Source organism: Nannocystis pusilla (assembly GCF_026626665.1).
GTDB classification, from domain to species: domain Bacteria; phylum Myxococcota_A; class Polyangia; order Nannocystales; family Nannocystaceae; genus Nannocystis; species Nannocystis pusilla.
This window is the reverse complement of record NZ_JAPNKE010000002.1, coordinates 6,228,909-6,251,951: the sequence shown is the minus strand read 5'-3', so window position 1 is coordinate 6,251,951 and position 23,043 is coordinate 6,228,909. Positions and strand designations below refer to the sequence as shown.

Genomic DNA, 23,043 nt, shown 5'->3' with positions numbered 1-23,043 from the left:
GTCAGCCCTTCAGCGAGGCCACCAACGCGGTCAGCGCGCGCAGGTCCTTGAAGTGCTCGGCGGTCACCGACTCGAGCGGCACGACCACGCCGAATTGCTCGCGCACGAACCCGAGGAGCCGCGCGATCTCCAATGAGTTGATGACGCCCCACTCGAGCAGCGGCGTGTCGGCGTCGAGGCCGATGTCCTTGCCGTCGAGGATCTCGCGGGCGACGTACTGTTTGAGGGCTTGTTCGATAGCGACGGACGTGCTCATGGCTGCTCTTTGGCTGGAGGAGACGAGGCCGCCGCGAGCCGCGCCAGCGCGAGGCGGTCGACCTTGCCGTTGCCGGTCCGCGGCAAGGCGGCGATCGGCGTGAAATCATCGAGGATCATGTACCTCGGCAGTCGCTCGGCGCAGTGGCGCTTGAGGCCGAGCAGCGACAGCTCGGCCGGCGGGGCGACGACGACGAAGGCGTGCAATCGGGCTTCGATGCCGACGCCGCGCACCGCGACCGCGACCTCGCGGATGTCGGGGTGCTGCAGCAGCGCGGCCTCGATGTCGCCGAGCTCGACGCGGTGGCCGCGGATCTTCACCATGGCATCGCGGCGGCCGACGTACGTGTATTCGCCGTCGTCGTCGGCGCGGACGATGTCGCCGGTGGCGTACGGCCCGCGCTGGGGCGGCTGCCCCCAATAGCCGAGCATCACCGTCGGACCGGCGACCCAAAGCTCGCCCTCCTCGCCCGGGCCGGCGCGCTCGCCGTCGGCGCGGACGGCCCACACCTCGTCGCCCGAGCAGGCGCGGCCGATCGGGACCGGCGCGCTGCGATCGTCGGCCAGAGTCGTGACCTCGTAGAAGGTGCAGACATTGGTCTCGGTCGGGCCGTAGAGGTTGAACAGGCGCGCGTCGGGGAAGCCGCGCCGCAGTCGCCGCAGCGGCTTGACCGGGAACGGCTCGCCGGCGAACAGGATCGTCCGCAGCGTCGGCGCGGCGGCGGCGTCCAGGGCCCCCTCTTCCATCATCAGCGCGAGCGCCGACGGCACCGAATACCACACGCTGATCCGGTGACTCTGGATGAATTCGACCAGCCGGCGCGGGGCGTACGAGAGGCCCTCGGGCACCAGCGCGACCGCGCCGCCGGCGAGGAAGGCGACGTAGAGGTCGAGCACCGAGAGGTCGAAGTGGAACGGGGCGTGATTGGCGAATCGGTCGCTGGCGGCGGCGGCGATCGCCCCGGCCGCCCATTCGACGAAGGCGAGCGCGTTGCGGTGGCTGATGCACACGCCCTTGGGGCGGCCGGTCGAGCCCGACGTATAGAGGATGTAGGCGAGGTCGTCCGGCCCGCGAGCCGGGGGCGGCGACGAATCGGCGGACTGGTGCTGCACCTCGTCCCAGTCGGTGTCGACGTGCAGCACCGCGAGCTCGGGCGGCGCGCCGGCGGCTGCCAGCGCGGCACGGCGGGCCTCGGTCGTCACGAGGCAGCGCACCTCGCAATCGGCGAGGATGCCGGCGATGCGCGGCGCGGGGCTCAGCGGGTCGAGCGGGACGTAGACCGCGCCGAGGCGCAGGCAGGCCTGCATCGCCGCCACGCCGCGACCGCTCTTCTCGAGCCACAGGCCGACGCGGTCGCCGGCGGTCACGCCGCGGCGTTCGAGCGCGCGGGCCAGGCGATGGGCGAGCGCGTCGAGCTCGCCGTAGGTCATGGTCCCGTCAGGGCCGATCACCGCAGTCGAGGAGGCGTCGCGGCGGGCCGCTTGGAGCACGAGGTCGGCGAGCAGCATCGTCACAGCCCCATTTCACGCGCGATGAGGTCGCGCTGGATCTCCGACGTGCCCGAGAACAGGGTCGCCGGCACGCTGTCGCGCAGCATGTGTTCGACGTTGTAATCGGCGGCGAAGCCGATCCCGCCGTGGATCTGGATGGCGTCGAGGCTCGACAGGCGGGCCGCCTCGCTGATCGCCAGCTTCGCCAGCGAGACCTCGGCGACGGCCGGCGCGCCGCGGTCGCGCAGCCAGCAGGCGCGATACAGAAGGAGGCGGGCCGACTCGAGGCGCAGCTTCATCTCGGCGAGGCGGTGCGCGACGGCCTGGTGCTTGCCGATCGGCTTGCCGCCCTGCCTACGGGTGCGCGCGTACTCGACGGCCTGGGCGAGCTGGCGCTCGAGCATGCCGACGTAGCCGGCGAACAGGCACGAGCGCTCCCATTGCATGGAGGCCTGGAAGACCGCGCCGCCCTGGCCCTCGCGGCCGAGCCGGCGGGCGGCGGGGACGCGGCAGCCCTCGAGGTAGAGCGAGCAGGCGGGCGAGCTCTTGAGGCCCATCTTCATGAGCGGCTCGCCGAGGCGCAGCCCGGGCGTGTCGCGCGCGACGACGAATGCGGTGACGCCGAGGTAGCCGTGCTTGCGGTTCATCGTCGCGTAGACGACGAACTCGTCGGCGACCGGGCCGTTGCTGACGTAGCTCTTCGCGCCGTCGAGTACGTAGAATTCTCCTCGCGGCGGGCCTCGGTGCGCAGGGCGAACGCGTCGGAGCCGGCCTCGCCCTCGGTGATGGCGTTGGCGCCGATCGCCGCGCCGCGCGCCAGCGCGGGCAGCAGCGCCGCCTTCAGCGCCTCGTCCCCGTATTCGACGATCGGCATCACCGCCGCGAACAGGTGGGCCGCGGCGGAGAACACCAGGCCGGTGTCCTCGCAGCCGCGCCCGAATGCCTCGACCACGCGGGCGGTGGTCAGCGCGTCCAATCCGAGCCCGCCGTACGCCTCGGGGACGCACAGCCCCATCAGCCCGAACTCGGCGCAAATGTCCCAATGACCGCGGTCAAAAGCGTGATCGGCCCAGACGCGGCTGGCGCCGGCGAAGTGCCGCTGCGCGAGCTCCAGCGCCCGGCGATACAGCTCGTCTTGCGAATCCGACCATTGAAAGTCCATACGGCATCCAGTGTTTATTCGCGCGCTGGCGCGTGCCACGCGGTAATGGTGAGCGCGGCGGGGGTGGAATATACACAGGCGAGAACCACCAGCAAGGCCTTAATTCGCGCGATGCGACGCAACATCGTGGGGCTTTAAAACGACATGCTCGCATCGCCGATCGTGCGCTTGACTTGGTTGAATGCCACTGATAACCACACCGCCGATGGAGGTACATTTGGAACACGCGATCGATTCGGACGTCGCCGAGACTCTCGATATGGCCACGGAGGCCGGACAGGCGGCGTACACCCGCTCGTTCCTGCCGCGCTACGACTTTTTGGTCCTGAACCTCAACAACAACCTGCTGTGGCGCTGCCCGACGGCGCGCATGCTGGAGCACTACGACGCGCACGTCAGCGACCGTCACCTGGACGCGGGCGTCGGGTCGGGGTACTTCCTCGATCATTGTCGTTTCCCGGGTGTCCCCTCATATCGCGCTCGTCGACCTCAACCCCAACACCCTGGTGTTCGTGCGCGAGCGGATCCGCCGCTACAGCGACGTCACCCTGTATCGCCGCAACATCCTCAAGCCGCTGCGGATCCCCGAGAAATTCGACTCGATCGGCATCAGCTACCTCCTGCACTGCCTGCCCGGCCTCATCGAGGACAAGGCGGTCAGCGTGTTCGAGAACCTGAAGGGGTGCCTGAACCCCGGCGGGGTGGTGTTCGGCTCGACGCTGCTCTACGACCTGAGCATGAAGCACTTCTTCGCCCGCCTGGCCCTCGACGTGTATCAACGCTCCGGCGCGATGTCGAATCGCTGGGACACGCTCGCGGGCCTCGAAGCCGCCCTGAAGCGCAGCTTCTCCCGCTACGAGCTCCACACCGTCGGCTGCACCGCGTTCTTCTCCGGCCGCCCGTGAGCCACGAGTGCCGCGATTCACCGCGGCGCGCCGCTCGGCGTGTTGCGGTGATTCGCGAGGAATGATGACAGTGCGCCGGGGCCTGCCGACCCGGTCGAATGTCCAGACGATCGTCCGCCGTCGGCGTTTGCTGTCACGATGAATCGGGCATGGCGTCTGCGAGCGCGCGTGGGGGCCGCCGGACGGCCGCGGCTGGCGCGACGAGCCGGCGCGGACTCAGCGGGGGCGGGCCCGCCGTTTCGTCGGCGCGGGCGACCGCGGCGCGCGGCGAGCCCCCCGGGGAATCGTGCGGGGGGTCCGACCCCGATCGGAGCGGAGAATGATTCGAGGGTGAAGGTTGCACGTCGGCTCTCGGCGGTGACGACCGTCGACGCGCAATGGTGTTTCGGCGCGGCGCCGCGTGTCGCGGGCCGCCCGGTTGCGCTCTTTGGGTCTTCCCCGGGCTAGTGACCGCCGAGCCAGGAACAATTGCCGGGCGTGATTCTTTTTCATGGCGTTGGGTCGGCGCCGAATCCGCGTCGGGCGATTCATTCGCCGAGGGCGATCCACCCCCAACCGAATCGCACGCGACGGTCTCCTTTAAAAATTAGGAGGCGTCGAATGAGACAGGTCGAATGCGGGCGAGAGCGCGCCGCGTGAGGGAGGTTGCGGCTGCCGGCCACCCATGAATCGCGGACAGGCGACCTCCGGGACGCGCCGACAAATCTCGCCGCCATGAGTCGACAGCGCTGCCCGTGGTGCTCGACGCCGGCGCTGGCGTCGGGTCGGTCTCCTCGCGCGCGGCCGCGCGGGATCTGTCTTTATAGACATGTCGTGGTCACGGAGGTCGACTCAAAGCGCGCCGGCGTCGCCTGGCGGACGGAAGGGAGGCGAGCGAAGGCCGGCGCTTGCGCTTCAGCTCCCGCAATGAGAACCAGCATTTGCTGGCCTTCACGACGCGATTCGAGCTCGGCGGGGTCGGGCGGGAGCGACTCCGGCGCGAACATACGGACACCGGTTGCAATTGCGGCCGTGGTGCCTCCTGCGAGGCGGAGGAGAATGACCGCGAAGGGGGCGGCTCGGCCGCGTCATGCTGCACCGTTCCAGCGGTGAAAGCGGGCCATCCTTGCTGGGCGGTGTGGAGTGTCTCGGGAGATCGAAATGAGAATCGTTGCTCCGCGGCCGGCACCTCTGCGGCGGCTCTATCCTGACCGGCGGCCGAAGTGTCCCATTAGGCACGACCGCTTCGGCTGCGGCATCGATCTGAACGAAGGGACAGGTCCAGAGCTGCGACTCGGGCTCCCCGCGCGCGTCGCTCGCACGGGTGCGCGCGTCGGCGGCAAACCCGGCAGCACTGACCAGGACCGGTGGCGCGGGACGACGCGCCAGGTGGGCGAGCTCGAGCAAACTGCAGCTCGGCTCGTTGTGGGCCGGCGCGGCCCGCGGCGCCGTCGTGCTCGCTCGGGCATGAACCCGTGCGTCGATGTGGGCGAGTCCTCTGCCGCGGGCCCGGCCAGGCCGATATCCTGCGCGTCGGCGGAGCGAGGATGGAGCGCGGGGACAATCTTCCGGACACCGGCGTCGGCGGCTCGCTCGAGCTGGAGCACCTGCGCCGGACGCTCAAGAGCCGGCTGTTTCGTCGGCCCGACGAGCCGCTGAAGATCGATCGCTTCGTCGTGCTCGAGCGCCTGGGGCAGGGCGCCATGGGCGTCGTGTTCGCGGCCTACGATCCGCTGCTCGACCGCAAGGTCGCGCTCAAGATCCTGCGCGGTCGCGCGGCCCGGACCGAGGAGCCGCGACGCCGCCGCATGCTCCGCGAGGCCAAGGCGCTGGGGCGCCTCGAGCACGCGAACGTGATCAGCATCTTCGAGGCGGGCGAGGTCGACGGCGCCGTGTTCCTCGTGACTGCCTTCGTGCGCGGCCAGACCTTGCGCGCGTGGTTCGCCGAGCGGCCCCGCTCGGCCGTGGAGATCGTGGCCGTGATGCTGCAGGCCGGCCGCGGGCTCGCGGCGGCGCACGCGGCCGGCATCGTCCACCGCGACTTCAAGCCCGAGAACGTCATGATCGGCGCCGATGGCCAGGTGCGCGTCCTCGACTTCGGCCTCGCCGCGCTGCACGCCGAGGCCGAGCCGCCCGCCGATCCTGCGGCGGCCGCGGACGCCAACGTCCCCGGCGACTCCGATCTGACGCGCACCGGCGTGGCGCTCGGGACCCCCGCGTACATGGCCCCCGAGCAGCGGGCCGGCGCTCGCCCCGACGCCCGCAGCGACCAGTACAGCTTTTGTGCGGTGCTGTACGAGGGGCTCCACGGCGTCCGCGTGCGCGACACGGACATCACGGCGACGACGGCGACCGACGACCCCGAGCGGCCGGTGCCGCCCTGGTTGCGCGAGATCGTCGGTCGCGGCTTGCAACCCGACCCGGCGTCGCGCTGGCCGTCGATGCCGCACCTGCTCGCTGCGCTGGCCGCGGATCCGGTCGCGGCGCGGCGGCGGCGACGACGGCGGGCGGCCGCGGCGGCGCTGCTGCTCGGGCTCGGCGGCCTCGTCGTGGCGCTCGTCGTCGTCGGGGCCGCCGCCTGGTCGCGCGCCCGCGCCGAGCGCGAGGCCGAGGCGCGCCTCCTGGCCGTCGAGCCGCGCATCGAGCAGTGGACGCGCGAGGGCCGGCGCGCCCAGGCCCGCGACCTGCTGCGCGAGTTCTCCGGGCTCGCGGACGCCGGCGGCACCGCGGCGCTGGCCCGCGCGTGGCTGCGTCAGGCCGTGCGCGAGCGCGAGGCCGGCGACGTCCAGGGTACCGTCGAGAGCCTCGCCGAGGTCTACGTCGACCGCCCCGGCGGGCCCGAGCAACGGGTCGCGGCGCGCGGCCTGGCGGAGGTGTTCCGCGACGACCACGACTGGTACTCGATGGCGGCCGTCGTCGGCGCGCTGGCCGACGACGAGCTGCGCCGCGACGCCGAGCTGCGCGACCTGGCGATCACCGCCGCCGCCGCCAACCGCGACCTCGCGCGCGCGACCGACATGGCGACATGGACAGGTCCTTCGGAGCATGTCCGAGAGGTCACGCCGGTGCTCGCCGCGCTCGCGGCCGCGACCGCGACGCAGGTCGCCTACACCGCGCTCGCGCTCGACGGCGACGGCGACGGCGCGGGCGAGCTGCTGCTGCGCGACGCCCCGCCGGGGGCCCCCGCCGTCTTCACGCTGGTGCGCGCCGATCCGTCGCTGACGGCGCTGCGGCGCGTCGCCGGGCTGCCGCCGCGGTTCTTGCCGCTCGCCGCCGTGCCGCGGGCGGACGGGCCCGACCTCGTGCTCGGGAGCGACGACCCCGACGCCGTCCTCCTGTCCCTCGGGACAGACGATCCGCGCGAGCTGCTGCGCTGGCGCGAGGGCACGCTCCTCCACGCGGTGACCGCCGACCTCGACGGCGACGGTCGTCGCGAGGTTTACGCCGGCGCGGGCCCGCCCAGCCGGCGTCTGCTCGAGCTGCGCGGGCGGGAGGTCGTCGACGCTCACCCGGCGACCTCCGGTTCGGATATCACGGCGCTGCTCGGCGCCGACCTCGACGGCGATCATGTCGACGAGCTCGTGGTCGCGGCGGGCCCTTGGCGCGCGTACGACGTGCGGGTGCTGCGGCGGCGGGGCGAGGCGCTGGTGTCCGGCGAGCGCCGGCAGCTCGGCCACGTCACCGGCCTGGCCGCGCTCGCCGTCCCCGGCGGGGCGCGGCTGCTGGTCGCGCTCAAGAGCGATCGCAGCGCGAACCGGCGGATCTTCCCCGAGGACAGCCCGGCCGGGGCCCCGCCCGGCGTGTACCTGTTCGAGCTCGTCGGCGACGCGCTGACGCAGCGGGCGTTCCTGCCGGCCCCGCGGCGCCTCCGCGATCGCATGCCCCTCGACCTCGCGGGCCTGCACGTCGGCGACCTCGACGGCGACGGCCTCGACGACCTCGTCATCCACGCGCGCCGGCCGGTTCGGCCCGGCGACGTGCTGCAGGGCGCGCTGCGGGCCCACGACCACGACCTCCTCGTCTACCGCCAGCTCCCGGGGCTGCGTTTCGCGCCGCTGCTGGTCGGCGGGCTCGCCCCGGTCGCGCTCGCGCAGCTCGACGACGACGCCGCCAGCGAGCTGCTCGCGCGCGACACCGCGGGTGGCTCGCGCCTCTTCGTGCTCGGCGCCGGGGAGGGTTCGCTGCCGCCGCTCGTCGGCGCGGCGACGACGAGCGCCGCTCTACCCGAGGCGATCGATCCGTGGATCGCCGGCGTGTGGCGGCGCGCCGAGCAGCTCGTGCACCTCGGGCTCCGTGACCGCGCGAGCCGCCTGCTCGAGCGCACCGCCGAGCTGGGGGTCCCGATCGACGTGCAGGCCGAGCTGCACCTGCGCGCCGCCCACCTCGGCGCGCTCGATCAGCAGTACACGCGCTCGGCGGCGCTGTACGAGCAGGCCGCCCGCTCGCCGCGGGTCCGCGAGCGGGCGCTGCGAGCGGCGATCCACGACTGGAACCGCGCCGGCCGGTTCGCCGAGGCGCTCCGCGTCGCCGACCTGCTGCTGCGCGCCGAACGGCTCGACGCCGGGCTCCGCCGCGAGATCGGGGCGCTGCGCGACCTCGCGGAGCGGCTGCTCGCCGACCAGGCGCAGCCGATCGGGCGCTTCGATCGTCCCCTCGACCCGGCGTGGCAGCTCCATGACCCGCTCGGCCTGCGCCGCTCGCCGCACGAGGGCGCGTTGCACGTGCACGCGTTCTCCGACCAGGGCACGATCGCCGCGCTGCCGGTGCGGTGGGACGCGCGGCACCTGACCCTCGAGCTCGACCTCGAGCTCCTGCGCGCCGAGTGGAGCTCCGGCGTGCGCTTCGAGGTCGTGCCGGTCGGCGGCCAGGCTCGCGTCGCGTCGATCCAGGTCACCTCGGGCGGCGGCGGCGGGATCGCCGAGCACCAGGTGCAGTGCGACCTCCCGGACGGCGCCCGCGGCAAGTTCCTGGTCCCGGCCGGCGGCAGCACCACCGACGCACCGGCCCAGCGCCTCGTCGTCCGCCTGGACCTGCTGCCGCTGCTCGGCGAGTGGGGCTGCATCCTCGCCGCCCCCGACGGGCAGGTGCTCCGGCAGGAGCGAGGCGCCCTCGCGGTCGCGCCGAACGCCGGCGAGTATCACCTGCGGATCACCGGGCTCGCCGACCGCCCCGGGGACACCAGCGCGTGGGCCGAGCTCGCGGTCCGGCGGTTGACCCTGCTCGGCGCCCGCGCGACGCCGCGGCGCGAGCTGACGGCCCTCGATCGCTTGCGGCACGCGCTCGTCGACGGCGACCCGGCCGCGACGTTGCGGCTCGCCGACGCCGCGCTCGCGCCGGTTCGCCCCGCCGCACTGCACGGGACGGAGGCCGAGAGTCGACGCGCCGACGCGCCTGCCGGCGAGCGCGGGTCCCCGCATCCTGCGGAGCGTCGACACGCCGACGCGACCCGCCGGGAGATCGAGCCGGCGCGGCTCGCCGCGCTGCTCGAGCTCGGGCGCTGGCGTGAAGCCGAGACTCGCCTCGCCGACGCGCTCCGCGAGGACGCGCCCGTGGCGGTCCGGCGCGACCTCCTGCACCTGCTCCGCACTCACCGCGAGGCGTTCGTCCCGCTCGCGCGAGGCGCCGATCCGGCCGCGTTCTCGCGCCTGTTCTGGCGCGGGTGGTCGGCGACGATCACCCATGCCCGGGGCGACACCGTCGCCGATCGCGCGCTGCTGCTCGACCTCGCGGACCCGCCGCTGGTGGCCGCCGGCGGGCCCGTGCCGGCCCACGCGCTGCAGCTGCTCCTCGCCCGCGCGCGCGTTCTGGCCCGGGCCGGGCGCTGGACCGACGCGGAAGCCGACCTCGAGGCGGCCCTGCGCGCCCTCGCCGACGGGCGCGTGGTCGGCCCGCTGGCCGGCGACGGAGAGCACGCCGAGCTCGCGGCTTCGCTGTGGATCGAGATGGCCGAGCTCGCTGCTCGCGAGGGCCGCGCGGACGAGGCGCAGGGGCACGTGCGGCGGGCGCTCGAGCGCGCCGACGATCGGCACTACGTCCAGGCGTTGCTGCAGCGGCGACCGCAGCTCGCCGCGTGGGCGACCGGCGCCGCCCGATGATCGAGATCCCGCGCCGCGCCGCAACGCCGACGCGATTGGCTCCCCGCGGTCGGCCCGCTAAGCTCGCGGCCGTGCGCAGCGACGAGGCCCTGCTCGAGGCGTGGAACGGCGGCGACGCGGAGGCCGGCGAACAGCTGTTCGACCGCTACTTCCTCCGCCTCGTCCGCTTCTTCCGCCCCAAGGTCCACGGCGACATCGACGAGCTGGTGCAGCAGACCTTCCTCGGCTGCCTCGAGAGCCGCGCGCGCTTCCGCGGGGACGGCAGCTTTCACGCCTTCATCTTCGGCATCGCCCGCAACGTGCTGTTCAACTTCTACCGCGCGCGGCAGCGGGTCGACGCCACCGTGGCGATCAGCGAAATCTCGCTGCACGACCTCGATCCCCGGCCGAGCGCCGTGCTGACCGAGCGCCGCGAGCAGCAGATCCTGCTCGAGAGCCTGCGCCGGATCCCCCTCGACGCGCAGGTGCTGCTCGAGCTGCATTACTGGGAGGGCCTGACCTCGGCGGCGATCGCCCGCGTGCTGCAGGTGCCGCACGGCACGGCCCAGACCCGGATCCGCCGCGCCCGCGAGCTGCTGGCCGCCGAGGTCGAGCGCCACGCCGGCGGGCTCGGTCTCGCTCCGCCGAACTTCGACGACTGGGCCGGCTCGCTGCGCGAACTCGTCGACCGCAGCCCGTGACGCGGGGGCCGGCGACGGCCCGTCTGATTTTTTGCGGCGCGACCAATGAAGCGCCGCCCTGCCGTTACAGATCCAGACGAAGGAAGGCGCGCCCGTCACGCGCGCGCCGAACGATCGTCATGCGAACACACTGCAATCAGCATCAGGTCTGGATCCTCTCTTTGCTCGCGCTCGTCGCGGCCTGCGATGATTCCGCGGAATGGGCCACCGACTCCGACGCCAGCGCGAGCGACACGAGCGAGGAGGAGGACATCGCGGCCGAGGCGGACCTCCTGGACGAGCTCGCCGCCCCGCCCGAGACCAGCGAGGCCCCGGAGCGCCGTGCCGGATCCTCGCGCTCGGCGACTCGATCACCTACGGGCAGAACTCCAACTACGCCCAGAGCATCGACCCTTACGGCACCTACAACGGCGGTTACCGGGCCCACCTGGTCGCCAGCTTCGCCCTCACGCCGTCGGCGGCGGTCGGCCCGATCCAAATGGTGGGCGCTCGCAACGATCATTATACCCCGCTGATGTACAGCTGGAATCAGAGAGGGCATTCGGGCTACCCGGGGTATACGAACGCCCAGATCGCCGACACGGTGGCGCAAGGGTCGACTGCCTACAATCCCCACGTCATCCTGCTCCACTCGGGCACCAATGACATGTGGGCCCAGCCGTACCCGCAGCACGCCTTCGCCCTCACCGGGCTGTACGACCTGCTCGACGAGCTCAAGACCGCGAACCCCGGCGCGATGGTTTTGATGGCGAAGATCATCCCGGCCGCCGGAGCCTGGGCCGGGCTCAACACCCAGATCAACCTCTACAACGCCCACCTCGACACGGTCGCGGCCGCCCGTCGCGCCATCGGCCAGACCGTCTACACCGTCGATCACAACACCCTGTTCCCGGCGGCGACGATCGAGGACGGCCTCCACCCCAACTGGAGCGGCTACTCCGACATGGCCGCGCGCTGGCGGCTCGCGCTCGATGCCCGCGGCTGTACACCCTGACGGGCGGTAGTGCGGACGCTGCCCGGCACCGCGTCATCTTCATCCACCGGCGACGGACGCTAGCGAAGGCTCGCGTCCGTCGCCGCTTGCGCGCTGCGATGGCACCCGCCGAGGCGGGCATGCCGCGGCGGATGACGCTCTCTCAAGTGGCAGATCAACACGCACGAGCTCTGCTGTGAGGTCCCCCGCGGGACGGTTCAGACGCGGCTGTGGCGAGCCGCGGAGTTGCTCGCCGAGCAGGTCCAGCGTCACAGGCGCGAGCTCGGCGGCACCGCGCAGGTCGCCGACGACCTCGACGCGAGGGCCTTCGCGGTGCGGAAGAACGCCGGGCCTGGCCGGCGCCGAATCTTCGATCGTCGAAAATTCTTTCAGCCGGACCGCACTATCTTCGTCGTCCTCGGACCTTTCTGGTGAGCCCGGACGCCGGCCGCGACGCGCGGCGGCGGGGGGCGCCACTCGCAGCACCAGGAGAACGACGATGACCAGCACGCTCACACAGACTCTCACCCAGGCGAATTTCCTCGGCCAGGGCTTCGACATCAGCGGCGCCTATCACATCCCGGGGGAGCTCCTCCGGCCGATCCTCGACCCCGACAAGGTCGGCACGAGGTCGTTCAAGTTCCTCGAGCAGGAGTACACGATTCCCGACTACGTGACGGGCATCGTCGATACCGAGGGCAAGTACCTCGTCGACACCGTCGAGACGCGGGAGGAATTCCAGAGCTCGTTTTCGGCCAAGGCCGGCGTCCATGTCAGCGCCGGCGGCTTCTCGGGGCAAATGGAGGCAGCGTACAGCCAGACCTTCACGCGGACGTCCGAGTACGCGTATTCTTTCACGAACCTGTATCAGCGGCTCGCCCTGCTGCGGCTCGACCTGAATCGCGCGGTCAAGGCGCTGTCGAAGGGGTTCATCGACGCGTACAGGTCGCTGCCCGGCGAGGTGACGCCCGCGACGCTCCCGGCCTTCGCCGCCTTCTTCCACGACTTCGGCTTCTACTTCGTCGCCGAGCTCGCCCTCGGCGGGACCCTCGAGTACTACGTCGCCGTCAACAAGAGCTCGACGCTGAGCACGCGCAGCATCGCCGTGCAGGTGAAGGCGGAGTACAACGGGGTCTTCTACGCCGGCGAGGTCTCGGGCGAGATCAAGCAGTCCGAGGAATTCAAGAAGTACCTCAGCAGCCGCACCGTCAACATCCTGGCCCGCGGCGGCGATCCCGGGCTGCTCGCACGCCTGATCTCGGTCGACCCGGGCCAGCCGAGCAGCGAGACGGTCGAGGCCTACGAGCGCTGGCTGGACTCGATCCGGTCGGCCCCCGGGGTCGCCGACTTCCAACTCCTCGGCGTCTGGGAGCTCATCCCCGAGGACGACCGGCGCAAGCTCGTCCAGGACGCCTTCGTCAAGCTGCTGTCGACGCTGCACCCGCGCATGACCGCGGTCGTGCCGTCCCTGCCGGGCGCCGTGCCCACCATCGTGCTCGGCAGGCCCTTGACCCCCGACGAGCCCGCGGCGCGCCCGAACGGCTTTCAGATGATCGTCCTCGACCGCGAGAAGATCGGCCCGGACGGCGTGATCTACGACCGCTATTACGGCGCCGAAAACGCGTCGGTCGCCGCCTACCAGGCGATGTACGACCGGATCGCCGCCGACCTCGTCGGCTTCGACTTCTCGGGCACGGGGCAGGTCCTCGTCCTCGCCAGCTTCGGCCTCAGCGTCGATCGGGCCCCGACGGCCAAGCTGGCCGCGCTCCTGCGGGCCGCCGGCGCCGGCGACATGCTCTCGTTGTGGATGGAGCGCAGCCAGCCGTCGCGCGACCCCGCGGCCTCCCCGCTGAGCTACCTGCTCGTCGGCATCCCGGGCATGGGCCCGCACACCGGCGTCGAGCGCCTCGACACCAGCAAGAAGCCTCTGTCCCAGGAGGTGCTCTTCTACTGGCAGCGCGACGTGCGGCGCTACACCTTCTCGGCGGGCTCCGCGGTCCTCGCCGAGGCCGACCCGACGCCCACCGCGTGAACGACGACGACGACACACCCTTGCGGAGACAGACGTCATGAATCCATCAACACCGGAAACCCGGGTCTACTACGCCACCAATGGACACATCCCGCCCGCCATCCATTTCAACGCGGACCCCAGGATCCTGGGCCCCTACCGCTACCCGATCAAGATGATCGGCGTCGACGAATACAATAGCGGCGTCTGGAGGCGGGTGGAGGGTTATGTCGGTCGTAACAGCGACGACGCCTCGACGCCGATCGAACGCCGGCAGCGCTCCGGCAGCTACACGTTCGGGATCGACTCGTGCATCGGCGTGGCGCTCTTCGTCGACGACCCCGTGGCCCGCAAGGTGGGCTCCAGGCTGGTGCACGTCAGCTCCGACGTCGCGCTCGACGTTCCCGGCGCCCTGCACACGATCCTCGGCGACATCGTCGTGCGCGGCGCGGTGCGGGTCGCCACGATGATGCTGACGGAGCACAACGAGCGGCGCCAGGAGCTGATCGAGGCGACCACCGTGGAGCTCCTCCATCTCGGGGTATCGACGGACGCGATCCGCATCGGCATCGACCAGCGCGGCGGCCCGAGCAAGCTCGCGGTCAACGACGCCGGCCAGATCGGCACGTGGCAGGGCCCGCCGCCGAGCTGAAGCAACCGCCGCTCGACGAGGCCGCGCGCGGATTCGCCCGCGGCCTCTCTCGAAGGGCCCCGCAATTCTCTGTCGCGTCGCGGCGACTTCACCGCTGACGTGACCTGCATGCCGACGACTCCGACCCTCCTCCGCCGCCTCACGAGCGCGACCCTGCTCGCCGCCCTGGCCGCCGAGCCGGCCTCTGCCCGCGCGAGCCAGCAACCAGAAGGGCTGGAGGCGCCCGCTGCCGCCCCGATGCCCGAAGCCAGCGCCGACGCGGCCCAGCAGCCGGAAGGGCCGGAGGCGCCGGCAGCCGTCCCGATGCCCGAAGCCAGCGCCGACGCGGCCTTGAGGCAGTGGACGCAGCAGCGGCGCAAGCTGCGGATCCAGCTCGGCCTGTCGGCGGGCTTCACCGCCGCGTTCCTGTTGAGCGGCACGCTCGCGCTGGCGATCCCGGTCAGCTGCCCAGACGACCCGCTCGTCGACTGCGAGCCGTACGGCCGGTGGATCGCAGCGGCGGTGATGTTCCCGGCCGCCCTCGTCGCCGCGATCCCGACCGCCGTCTACGGCGTGCGCCTGCGCCGGCACAACGAGCGCCGCCCCGTCGCGCGCATGCAGCTCGCGCCGGGCGGCCTGGCGATCCGCTTCTGAACGCGACCATCCGTCGCGGCCGCGCGACCCGAGCTCGCGTCGCTCCCCGATGACTTTTGAAGGGTCCCGGCCCTCAACCCGGACCGTTCATCGAACGACGCGGACGGTGCGACGAAACGCGTCGTGACGGCACGGCCGGACCGGACTGCACCGGTGGGGCATGAGCTTCACGTGCCGGCTGCCGATGGACGGGCATCCTCTGCAGAGTCAGCAGCGCCCCGCTCACCGACCACGATCGCGCTGCTCCGACCCACCGCGATCACCGTCCACTCGTGCTGCGGGTCGCTGCGCTGGGTCTCGTCGCGGCGCAGCAGCCCGACCAATGCCTGTAGCACGTCGACGACGGTGAGGATCCCCAGCAGCGCACCATCCCGCATCACCAGGGCGGCGCCGTACTTGTGATCGACCATCGTCTGCACGACCTCCTCGAGCGGCGCCTCGGGATCGCAGACGTACGGGTTCGGGCTGCACGCTTGCTCCGCCGTGCACTTGTCGGGGTCGATGCCGCGCCACCCCGCCATCTGAGCGATGTCCCGGTCGCTCAGGATGCCGATCAAGTGGCCCGACGTGTACACCGGCAGGTGGCGCGCGTGGATCTGGAACATGCGGGTGGCAGCGTCGCTGAGCGTGAGGCCGCCGTCGATGATCACAGGGCTGGGGGACATGAACTGACGGACGATGGGTCGTGACATGGCATCTGGAGCATCAGCAAGCGCCGTGCCACGCGCTCGGCGGCCATAGGCGTCGCTGCAGCGCCTCTCTTCGGCGGCGCGCGTGAATTGCATGCGCGCAGGTGCAGGAACTGCATTGCCGGTGACACCTCGCGCGGCACGGCGAGCGAGCCACGGCTCGAGCGCGTCTTCGGACGGGGACGACCGTGGCTGCGGGCGTCGAGGCCGCGCGAGCGACCTCAGCGCCGGCCGTAGGTGTGCATGCGGTACTGGATCGTCCGCACGCTGAGATCGAGGATCTCGGCGGCCCGCGCGGTCGAGCCGCCCACGGCGTCGAGAGTGGCGAGGATCGCGTGGCGCTCGATCTCCGCCATCGTCGCGCCCGGGATCCGCACGCCGCCCTGGACGTCCGGCGCGCCCTCGAAGGGCAGGTGGTCGACGCCGATCATGTCGCCGTCACACATCACGACGGCGCGCTCGATCGCGTTCTCCAGCTCGCGGACGTTGCCGGGCCAGGTGTGTCGCACGATCTTCTCGCGCGCCCGCTCCGTGAAGCCCTTGATGCTCGAGTGGTTCTCCTCGACGAATCGGCGCAGGAAGTGCTCGGCGAGCAGCAGCGAGTCACGCGCGCGCAGGCGGAGCGGCGGCAACTCGATGTGGACGACGTTGAGGCGATAGAACAGGTCCTCGCGGAAGCGACCTTCGCGGACCTCGCGGGCGAGGTCGCGGTTGGTCGCGGCGATCAGGCGGACGTCCACTTTGATGGACTCGCCGCCGCCCACGCGTTCGAAGGTCCGCTCCTGCAGCACCCGCAGGAGCTTGACCTGCAGCGTCGGCGAGATTTCGCCGATCTCGTCGAGGAAGAGGGTGCCCTTGTGGGCCTGCTCGAAGCGCCCCTGGCGCTGGCGGTCGGCGCCGGTGAACGAGCCTTTCTCGTGGCCGAAGAGCTCGCTCTCGAGCAACGACTCGGCGAGCGCGGCGCAGTGCAGGGCGATGAACGGCTCCTTCGCGCGGGGGCCGAGGGCATGGATGGCACGAGCCAGCTCGCCCTTGCCGGTGCCGCTCTCGCCGGTGAGCAGGACCGTCGCGCGCGAGCCCGAGACCTGCTTCGCCATGCGGTAGACGCTCTGCATCGCCGGACTGGTGCCGAGCAGCCCTTGCAGCCCGCTGCCGTCGCGGTCGCGGGCCTGGCGGCGCAGGTTCTCGGCCTCGATTCGCAGCGACCGACGCTCCATGGCCCGCTCGATCGACAGCACCAGCCCGTCGATGTCGATCGGCTTGGTGATGTAGTCGTCGGCGCCGACTCGCATCGCCGCCACGGCCGAGGAGATGTCGCCGAAGGCGGTGGCCACGATCACCGGGATGTCGCGGTCCTGCTCGCGCAGCCGCTTCAGCAGCTCCATGCCGTCCATGCCCGGCATGCGCAGGTCGGTGACGACGACGTCGGGGACGAACTCGCCGGCGGTGCGCAGCGCGGCGGCGCCGTCGGCGTCGATGCGGACCTCGTAGCCCTCGTGCCGCAGCAGCTTCTGCAGCCCCTGGCGCGCGTTCGGCTCGTCGTCGACGACGAGGATCCGTCCTTTGACTTGGTCTTCGGCCATCAGAACCTCTCGGGTCGTGTGTCGGGCGGTCCGTCGATCGGCAGGACCAGGCGGAAGATCGTACAGCCGCTCCGACTGTCCACGTCGAGCGACCCGCCGTGATCGGTGACGATACGGTGCGAGATGGACAGGCCCAGGCCGGTGCCCTGCGCCTTGGTCGAGAAGAACGCGTCGAAGATCGGCGTGCCCGGCGGGATGCCCGGTCCGTCGTCTTCGACCTCGATGGTGACGGTTTGCGGCTGCCGCCGCGCTCGCACGGTCACCCGACCGGCGCGCCCGTCGTGGGCGATCGCCTCGATCGCGTTCTGGGCCAGGTTCAGCAGCACTTGCTCGAGCTTGGCGCCGTCGGCGACGAGCGTCAGCGGCGAGGGCGGGACGTCGAGCAGGAGCGTCACGTCGTGCTGGGCCGCCTGCGCCGAGGCCATCTGCACGGTGCGCTCGAGCAGCGTCTGCGCCGTCACCGCCTTGACGAGCAGCGGCTTCGGCCGCGCGAACGCCAGGAACTCGGAGACCAGCCCGCCGAGCCGCGTGATCTCGTCGGCCACGACGGCGACGGTCTCGATCAGCTCGGGGTGGGCCCCCGACTTCTTGAGCGAGCGCGCGAGGTAGGTGACGTGAGCTGGGCCCCGTTGAGCGGATTGCGGATCTCGTGGGCGAGGCCCGCCGCGAGCGTGCCGATCGCGGCGAGCTTCTCCTGTTGTTGGGTGCGCGCGAGCATCGCCTGCTCGTCGGTGGTATCGCGGCCGATCGCGAACACACACACGTCGTCGCCCCGGGCTGGCGCATAGGTCAGGTTCCACAGCAGCGTGCGCATCTGCCCGGCCCGGGTGTGGATCTGGGTGTCCAGCACATAATCCGGAGGGCGTTGGGCAGGGACGGCGGCGCCGGTGCGTCCGCCTCGCCGTGCGGCGGGGCGGCGGCGAATTCGGCCAGGACCGCGCGCAAGTCGTCGCCGTGGGCGGACTCGTCGAGCGACAGCACCTCGGGCAGCGTGCGCCCGAGGACCTCGTCGCGGGCGAAGCCGGTGACGCGCTCCGCCTCCTGGTTGAACAAGAGGATCGTGCCGCGCGCGTCGAGCCCGACGATCAGCACGTGGGCCAGCTCGACCGCGTTGATGTATCGATGCTCGGTCCGCGCCAGCGAAGCGCCGAGCGCCTGGCGTTCGAGCCGCTCCACGTGCTGCAGGCGGGCCACGAAGTCGTCGCGGTAGCTCTCGAGCATGATCGCCAGCTCGAGGTCGAGGAGTCGCGAGATCGCGTCCACCACCGCCGGCCCGCCCGGCGAGCTGCCATCGGCCAGGCGAATCAGCGACGAGCGGATCAGGGCCATCGCCGTGAACATGTAGCGCTGCGGCAGACCGACCTTGACGTGCACGCGCCCGATCTTGGCGGTACCTTCGAAGTAAGCCTCGTCGTAGCAGCCACCGAACAGGCGCTCCATCCATTGCACGAGCGAGCGCTGCAGCCGAGCGATCTGGGCCTCGCCCGTGAACACCGCGTGGGCGTCCTCGTGCTGGCGGATTCGGTCGTAAAACTCTTGCGCGATCCGGACGAAATGCGGCGACGCGACGTCACGGAAGGCTCGCAGCCGCGAGGCATCCTCGGCCGAGAATGCGACGTAGCGCTTGAGTTCTTCGAACCGCGTCTCGAGGGGAGGGAATCGCGCAACGGGCTCCGCGAGGCGAACCGCGGGATCGCCGCCCTGGCCGGCTGCGGTCCGACGCTACCATTTCGGTTTGTCCATCGACAAGGCGCGCTTCCGCACGCCCCGTGCGACGTCCCCCGTCAGGCGGCCCGCAGCAGACTTACGAGGGCCGGGTAGTGGATCGGCTTGGTGACGATCCGGCGGTCGGCCACCGACCCTCGGGCGAGCGCCTCGACCTGCTGGGGATGCGCCGTCACGAGGATGATCGCCAGCGAGGGATAGCGGGCCCTGATTCGTTGCACCGCGGCGATGTCGTCGTGGGTCAGGGATACGTCGAAGACGAGAAAGTCGGGTAGCGGCCCGCGCGCCAGCCGATCGATGGCCTCGGCCACGTCGACCAGCACCTCCGCGCGGAAGCCGTCGATATGGAGCAGCTTGGCCAGCACGCCGGCGGTCTTGGCGTCGTCGTCGACGACGAGGACCGAGACGGGCGGCCCGAGCGTGACGCTCGAGCTCGCCTGCTCTGCGGGGACGACGTGGGTCATGGGGCCGGGCGCGGCGGCTCGCCGCGCAGGCGATGGAAGGCAGATTCGTGCCACACGCCGAGAGCCGCGAACGAAGGCTTCTCGGCGGATCCGCCGGCCTTCCGCGCCGGCCTTGCGTGGAGGTGCAAGACCTGCACGTCTTCGCTTGTTCAAGCCACGCCGTGTCGCCGCAGCTCGGCGCGCAGCTTGACCAGGGCGTGCTTGCGGATCTGGCGAATGCGCTCGCGCGACAGCGAGTACGTGCGACCGATCTGCTGCAGCGTCTGGCCGTCGTCCTCGTCGTCGAGCCCCAGGTGCTTGCGCAGGATCTCCATCTCGACCGCCGTCAGCCGCGCAAACGCGTGCTCGACCCGCTCCGCCACGTCCGCCTCGTCCATGCGGTCGGGCACGGCGAGCTCGTCGCGGTTCGTCAGGACCTCGTGCAACGCCAGGCCGCCGGACTCGGCCACCGATTGGTCCAGGCTCAGCGGCGCGCCGACCAGCGCCGAACGCACGCGCTCGAGCCGCTCGCCGCTGATGCCGGTGGAGGCGGCCAACTCCGCGTCGGTCGGCGCGCGGCCGTTCTGCGCCTCGAATTCGCGGGTGACCCGGCGGACCTTGCTCCGGGTCACCCGGACGTGCGCGGGCAGCCGGACGTCGCCCGACTTGTCGTGGATCGCGCTGTACATCGCGTGGCGGATCCACCACGCGGCGTAAGTCGCGAAGCGACAACCACGGTGAGGTTCGAAGCGATCGACGGCTCGCATGAGGCCGATGTTGCCCTCCTGAATCAGGTCGGGCAGCGGTAGGAGGCCGCGGTCGTACTGCCGCGCAATGGTGATGACCAGCCGCAATTGGCCTGGATGAAGGCGTTCTTGGCGACGACGAGCGCGCGATGGCTGCCCCGCACTTCGGCCGCGTAGCGCACGAAGCTCGGGTCCTTGGCGGGCAAGCGGCTCAGCCCGGCCATCTCGTCCGCGCCGGCCGCGACCGCGCCGATACCGGCGACGAGCCGGTCGACGACGGCGCCGTCGACGTCCGCGAGGCTCCGGCACAGCGAGTCGCGCACCGGTTCGAAGGCGCCGCTGTCCGGCAGCTCCTGGTCGAAGCTGCGGGCGATTCGCGTCAGTTCAGCGCGTCGTTCGGGTCGGCCGTCGTGGCTCAGCGCGGCGGCGACGAAGTCGCAGATGGCCGAGACGAATGGCACGTGGCCGAAGATGATTCGCCACAGGTTGGCGCGCAGGGCCGCGATCCGTGTCGCGGCGGCGACCTCCTCCTCCCTGGTCATGACCGTGTGCCCCGCCAGCTCGCGGAAGTAGGCCGACAGCGGACTTTGCGGCGCGCGGCCGGACGCATCGGCAGAGGTGACGGATGCCGCAGCTGCCGGGCGAAGCGCGACGAATGAGGTTTGGTGGGCGAGCTGCGTCGAGTGGCGCATGGTCCGGCGACCTGAGCAATGACCGTGCCATCGCCGCAGGTGACGCGACGTCCCAATCCTGCCGGGCGCTGGGCTCGGCCGACCCCGGCTCGATTTGCGTCGAGGTGCAGCTTCTGCGTCCCGCCACGAGACGCCCGCGCCGGGCGACGCACTCCCCCGAGTCATGAGCCGGATGCGCGACCCCATCCGCGCAACGTTGACGACGCGCGACGAAATTTCCGCGCGACGGGACGCAGCGCCAGGCGCCCATGGTCCCGACATGAACGCCACGAAGTTGTTCGCGACGGTGCTGCTCGCCCCTGCGCTCGTCCTCCTCGGTTGCGACGCCTACTCCGATGGCGGTGCGGCTTCCGAGCTCGAGCCGACGGCCCGCTCGACCGCGCTCGCCGCGATCGTCGACCGATACGCCGCGTGCTGCTCCGATTGCCTCGCCGAGCCGACGAGCGCCACCAACAAGGAGACTTGCAAGCTCAATTGCGAGGCGGTCGCCGTCACCGCCGGCGAGCAGCTGCCCGGCGGGCCGGCCGACCCGCGATTCACGAGCCGCCTGCACGACCTCGGCGGCTGCATCCACGCCTGCCACGAGGATCGCCGGCTGTCGCCGACCGATCGGGCGACCTGCGAGCTCACCTGCGAGGGCGCCACCGAGGTGACGGTCACCGCTCCGGCACCGACCGCGCCCCCCGCCCCGGTGGCGCTCCCATGAGGCGCGCGACCACCGGACCGTCCTGAGACGACGATGACCACGACGCGCCGCGAGTGACCTCGTGTGCCGGGGCAGCCGGCGTCATGTGAATTTTTGCGTCTGGACGCAAGCGCTTCGAGCCCCTCTTATCGGAAGCCCCGGGACGACGAGCTTTTGCCATGGCATGCCCCTTGCTGTGCTCGGACCCATGGAGCCTCACCGTGTCCCAGCCCTCGAGCCCCACTCGCATCCTTGTCGTCGACGATGAACCGAGCGCCCGCGCCGGCCTCACCCATCTGCTGCGCGACGAGGGCTACGACGTGCAATCCGCCGGCGACGGCTTCAAGGCGCTCGGCCGCCTCGAGCAGTTCGTACCCGACATCGTCCTGACGGACGTGCGCATGCCGGCGCTGGGCGGCATGGAGCTGCTGGCCAGGCTGCGCGAGCGCTGGCCGCGAATCTCGGTGATCGTGATGTCCGGTTATTGCACGGTCGAGGGCGCGGTCGAGGCGATGCGGCTCGGCGCCGACGATTATTTGCAGAAGCCGCTGGATTTCGTGCAGGTCCTCGCGGTGCTGCAGCGAGTCGTGGAGCGGCGGACGCTCGCGGCCGAGGCCGAGGGTGTGCGCTCGGCGGTGAAGTCGCCGAGCTGCGAACCCGACGACGACCTGATCGGGCACAGCAGGGCGCTTCGTGAGGTGCTCGAGCTCGCCGGGCAGGTGGCCGCCGCGCACCTGCCGGTCCTCATCTCCGGCGAGCGCGGCACCGGCAAGCGCAGCCTGGCCCGCAGGATCCACCAGCAGAGCCGACGCAACGGCTTGCTCATCAGCCTGTGCTGCAGCACCACCGACGAGGTGACGCTCGAGCGCGAGCTGTTCGGCCCCGACAGCCGCTTGCTCGCGGCCGACAAAGGCTCGCTCCTGCTCGCCGACATCGACGCGCTGTCGCTCCCGCTGCAGGGCCTGCTGCTGCGCTTCCTGCAGACCCACCGGATCCCCGCGAGCGACGGCCACAGCACCACGGCCGACGTCCGGCTGCTCGTCTCGACCAGCCGTGACCTGGCGACCGAGGTGAAGCAGGGCCGCTTCCGCCAGGACCTGCTCGACCGCCTCGACGTGATCCGCCTGCGCCTGCCGCCGTTGCGCGAGCGACGGGAGGACATCGCCGCGCTCGCCGCTCATTTCGTCAAGCAACACGCCCGCCGCCTCGGCAAGCGGATCACGGGCTGCACCGAGCGGGTGTTGATGGCGCTGTTCGGCTTCGACTGGCCGGGCAACGTCCGCCAGCTGAGAGCTGCATCGAGCGAGCGATCGTCGTGTCGCGGGGACCGGAGCTCGAGCCGCGCGACCTGCCGCGCGAGGCGATGGCGGGCGGCGGCGAGACCGGCGCCGCTCCGAGCATCCCGGGCGCGTCACTGCGGGAGATCGAGCGCTACGCGATCTTGCAGACGCTCGAGCACACCGGCGGCAGCACCAGCAAGGCCGCGAAGATCCTCGGCATCTCCGCGCGCAAGATCCAGTACCGCCTGAGCGAATACGGCGCCGACCGGGCCCAGGCCGTCGCCGTCACCGCGCGACCGACCCAAGGCGCGCACGCCACGATGGCGCCGAAGCGCGCTCCAGCGGCTTCTTGAGGCCCAAGACT

The 23,043-nt window shown here is 71.5% G+C and carries 20 protein-coding genes and 1 pseudogene; 10 read left to right on the top strand and 11 right to left on the bottom strand.

Annotation, left to right across the window (positions count from 1 at the left end):
- Position 1: 1 nt before the first annotated feature.
- The 3 genes and pseudogenes from OV079_RS27625 to OV079_RS58655 form a co-directional block, all read right to left on the bottom strand.
- Positions 2-256, bottom strand: coding sequence for an acyl carrier protein (locus OV079_RS27625; RefSeq protein WP_267771928.1), 255 nt, complete (start codon positions 254-256; stop codon positions 2-4).
- Entirely contained in the window at positions 253-1,764 is a 1,512-nt protein-coding gene (locus tag OV079_RS27620; RefSeq protein ID WP_267771927.1) for an amino acid adenylation domain-containing protein, read from the bottom strand. Before OV079_RS27620 ends, OV079_RS27625 begins: the two co-directional genes overlap by 4 nt.
- Before the next feature lie 2 nt (positions 1,765-1,766).
- Positions 1,767-2,908: pseudogene (locus tag OV079_RS58655) on the bottom strand (acyl-CoA dehydrogenase family protein).
- A gap of 461 nt (positions 2,909-3,369) precedes the next feature.
- Between OV079_RS58655 and OV079_RS27600 the strand changes: the two are divergent.
- The 7 genes from OV079_RS27600 (at position 3,370) to OV079_RS27570 (ending at position 14,836) form a co-directional block, all read left to right on the top strand.
- Positions 3,370-3,813 (top strand): class I SAM-dependent methyltransferase, encoded by a 444-nt coding sequence (locus tag OV079_RS27600; protein ID WP_267771925.1) that lies wholly within the window; start codon positions 3,370-3,372, stop codon positions 3,811-3,813.
- Between the two features lie 1,526 nt (positions 3,814-5,339).
- Positions 5,340-9,887 (top strand): protein kinase domain-containing protein, encoded by a 4,548-nt coding sequence (locus tag OV079_RS27595; RefSeq protein WP_267771924.1) that lies wholly within the window; start codon positions 5,340-5,342, stop codon positions 9,885-9,887.
- Between the two features lie 71 nt (positions 9,888-9,958).
- Positions 9,959-10,567, top strand: coding sequence for an RNA polymerase sigma factor (locus tag OV079_RS27590; protein WP_267771923.1), 609 nt, complete (start codon positions 9,959-9,961; stop codon positions 10,565-10,567).
- Positions 10,568-10,766: 199 nt separating this feature from the next.
- Entirely contained in the window at positions 10,767-11,561 is a 795-nt protein-coding gene (locus OV079_RS27585; RefSeq protein ID WP_267771922.1) for a GDSL-type esterase/lipase family protein, read from the top strand.
- A gap of 478 nt (positions 11,562-12,039) precedes the next feature.
- Complete coding sequence (locus OV079_RS27580; protein ID WP_267771921.1) at positions 12,040-13,572, top strand: MAC/perforin domain-containing protein; 1,533 nt, start codon at positions 12,040-12,042, stop codon at positions 13,570-13,572.
- 37 nt (positions 13,573-13,609) lie between these two features.
- Positions 13,610-14,203, top strand: a complete 594-nt coding sequence (locus tag OV079_RS27575; protein ID WP_267771920.1) for a hypothetical protein — start codon at positions 13,610-13,612, stop codon at positions 14,201-14,203.
- A 108-nt stretch (positions 14,204-14,311) separates the two neighbouring features.
- Positions 14,312-14,836 (top strand): hypothetical protein, encoded by a 525-nt coding sequence (locus OV079_RS27570; protein WP_267771919.1) that lies wholly within the window; start codon positions 14,312-14,314, stop codon positions 14,834-14,836.
- A 167-nt stretch (positions 14,837-15,003) separates the two neighbouring features.
- Here OV079_RS27570 and OV079_RS27565 read toward each other — a convergent pair whose 3' ends face one another.
- The 8 genes from OV079_RS27565 to OV079_RS27530 all read right to left on the bottom strand — a co-directional run bounded on the left by OV079_RS27565 (position 15,004) and on the right by OV079_RS27530 (position 20,714).
- Positions 15,004-15,621 carry a CBS domain-containing protein gene (locus tag OV079_RS27565; RefSeq protein ID WP_267771918.1) on the bottom strand — a complete coding sequence of 206 codons (618 nt, stop codon included), beginning with the start codon at positions 15,619-15,621 and terminating at the stop codon, positions 15,004-15,006.
- 125 nt (positions 15,622-15,746) lie between these two features.
- Positions 15,747-17,108, bottom strand: a complete 1,362-nt coding sequence (locus tag OV079_RS27560) for a sigma-54-dependent transcriptional regulator (protein ID WP_267771917.1) — start codon at positions 17,106-17,108, stop codon at positions 15,747-15,749.
- A complete protein-coding gene (locus tag OV079_RS27555; protein ID WP_267771916.1) occupies positions 17,108-17,653 on the bottom strand; it encodes a two-component system sensor histidine kinase NtrB in 546 nt (181 codons plus the stop codon). The genes OV079_RS27560 and OV079_RS27555 overlap by 1 nt, the downstream gene beginning before the upstream one ends.
- 17 nt (positions 17,654-17,670) lie before the next feature.
- Positions 17,671-17,922 (bottom strand): hypothetical protein, encoded by a 252-nt coding sequence (locus tag OV079_RS27550; RefSeq protein ID WP_267771915.1) that lies wholly within the window; start codon positions 17,920-17,922, stop codon positions 17,671-17,673.
- Positions 17,898-18,695 (bottom strand): protoglobin domain-containing protein, encoded by a 798-nt coding sequence (locus OV079_RS58650; protein WP_267778652.1) that lies wholly within the window; start codon positions 18,693-18,695, stop codon positions 17,898-17,900. Before OV079_RS58650 ends, OV079_RS27550 begins: the two co-directional genes overlap by 25 nt.
- Before the next feature lie 197 nt (positions 18,696-18,892).
- A complete protein-coding gene (locus OV079_RS27540) occupies positions 18,893-19,297 on the bottom strand; it encodes a response regulator (RefSeq protein WP_267771914.1) in 405 nt (134 codons plus the stop codon).
- Between the two features lie 149 nt (positions 19,298-19,446).
- Entirely contained in the window at positions 19,447-20,130 is a 684-nt protein-coding gene (locus OV079_RS27535; RefSeq protein ID WP_267771913.1) for a sigma-70 family RNA polymerase sigma factor, read from the bottom strand.
- Positions 20,067-20,714 (bottom strand): sigma-70 factor domain-containing protein, encoded by a 648-nt coding sequence (locus OV079_RS27530; RefSeq protein ID WP_267771912.1) that lies wholly within the window; start codon positions 20,712-20,714, stop codon positions 20,067-20,069. The genes OV079_RS27535 and OV079_RS27530 overlap by 64 nt, the downstream gene beginning before the upstream one ends.
- Positions 20,715-20,973: 259 nt before the next feature.
- On the opposite strand from OV079_RS27530, the gene OV079_RS27525 reads away from it, so the two are divergent.
- From OV079_RS27525 to OV079_RS58645, 3 genes are all read left to right on the top strand, one after another.
- The gene (locus OV079_RS27525; RefSeq protein ID WP_267771911.1) at positions 20,974-21,420 is read left to right on the top strand and encodes a hypothetical protein; all 447 of its coding nucleotides are present in this window, start codon (positions 20,974-20,976) and stop codon (positions 21,418-21,420) included.
- 200 nt (positions 21,421-21,620) lie between these two features.
- Complete coding sequence (locus tag OV079_RS27520; protein WP_267771910.1) at positions 21,621-22,928, top strand: sigma-54-dependent transcriptional regulator; 1,308 nt, start codon at positions 21,621-21,623, stop codon at positions 22,926-22,928.
- On the top strand, positions 22,841-23,032 hold the full coding sequence (locus OV079_RS58645) for a helix-turn-helix domain-containing protein (RefSeq protein WP_420829428.1): 192 nt from the start codon (positions 22,841-22,843) through the stop codon (positions 23,030-23,032). Before OV079_RS27520 ends, OV079_RS58645 begins: the two co-directional genes overlap by 88 nt.
- Positions 23,033-23,043: the final 11 nt, after the last annotated feature.

Bases quoted from the DNA above. Each gene is read 5' to 3' on its own strand.
- OV079_RS27625 (WP_267771928.1), bottom strand. From the start codon at position 256: ATGAGCACGTCCGTCGCTATCGAACAAGCCCTCAAACAGTACGTCGCC.
- OV079_RS27620 (WP_267771927.1), bottom strand. From the start codon at position 1,764: ATGCTGCTCGCCGACCTCGTGCTCCAAGCGGCCCGCCGCGACGCCTCC.
- OV079_RS27595 (WP_267771924.1), top strand. From the start codon at position 5,340: ATGGAGCGCGGGGACAATCTTCCGGACACCGGCGTCGGCGGCTCGCTC.
- OV079_RS27585 (WP_267771922.1), top strand. From the start codon at position 10,767: ATGGGCCACCGACTCCGACGCCAGCGCGAGCGACACGAGCGAGGAGGA.
- OV079_RS27580 (WP_267771921.1), top strand. From the start codon at position 12,040: ATGACCAGCACGCTCACACAGACTCTCACCCAGGCGAATTTCCTCGGC.
- OV079_RS27575 (WP_267771920.1), top strand. From the start codon at position 13,610: ATGAATCCATCAACACCGGAAACCCGGGTCTACTACGCCACCAATGGA.
- OV079_RS27570 (WP_267771919.1), top strand. From the start codon at position 14,312: ATGCCGACGACTCCGACCCTCCTCCGCCGCCTCACGAGCGCGACCCTG.
- OV079_RS27565 (WP_267771918.1), bottom strand. From the start codon at position 15,621: ATGCAATTCACGCGCGCCGCCGAAGAGAGGCGCTGCAGCGACGCCTAT.
- OV079_RS27560 (WP_267771917.1), bottom strand. From the start codon at position 17,108: ATGGCCGAAGACCAAGTCAAAGGACGGATCCTCGTCGTCGACGACGAG.
- OV079_RS27550 (WP_267771915.1), bottom strand. From the start codon at position 17,922: ATGCGCACGCTGCTGTGGAACCTGACCTATGCGCCAGCCCGGGGCGAC.
- OV079_RS27540 (WP_267771914.1), bottom strand. From the start codon at position 19,297: ATGACCCACGTCGTCCCCGCAGAGCAGGCGAGCTCGAGCGTCACGCTC.
- OV079_RS27530 (WP_267771912.1), bottom strand. From the start codon at position 20,714: ATGCGCCACTCGACGCAGCTCGCCCACCAAACCTCATTCGTCGCGCTT.
- OV079_RS27525 (WP_267771911.1), top strand. From the start codon at position 20,974: ATGAACGCCACGAAGTTGTTCGCGACGGTGCTGCTCGCCCCTGCGCTC.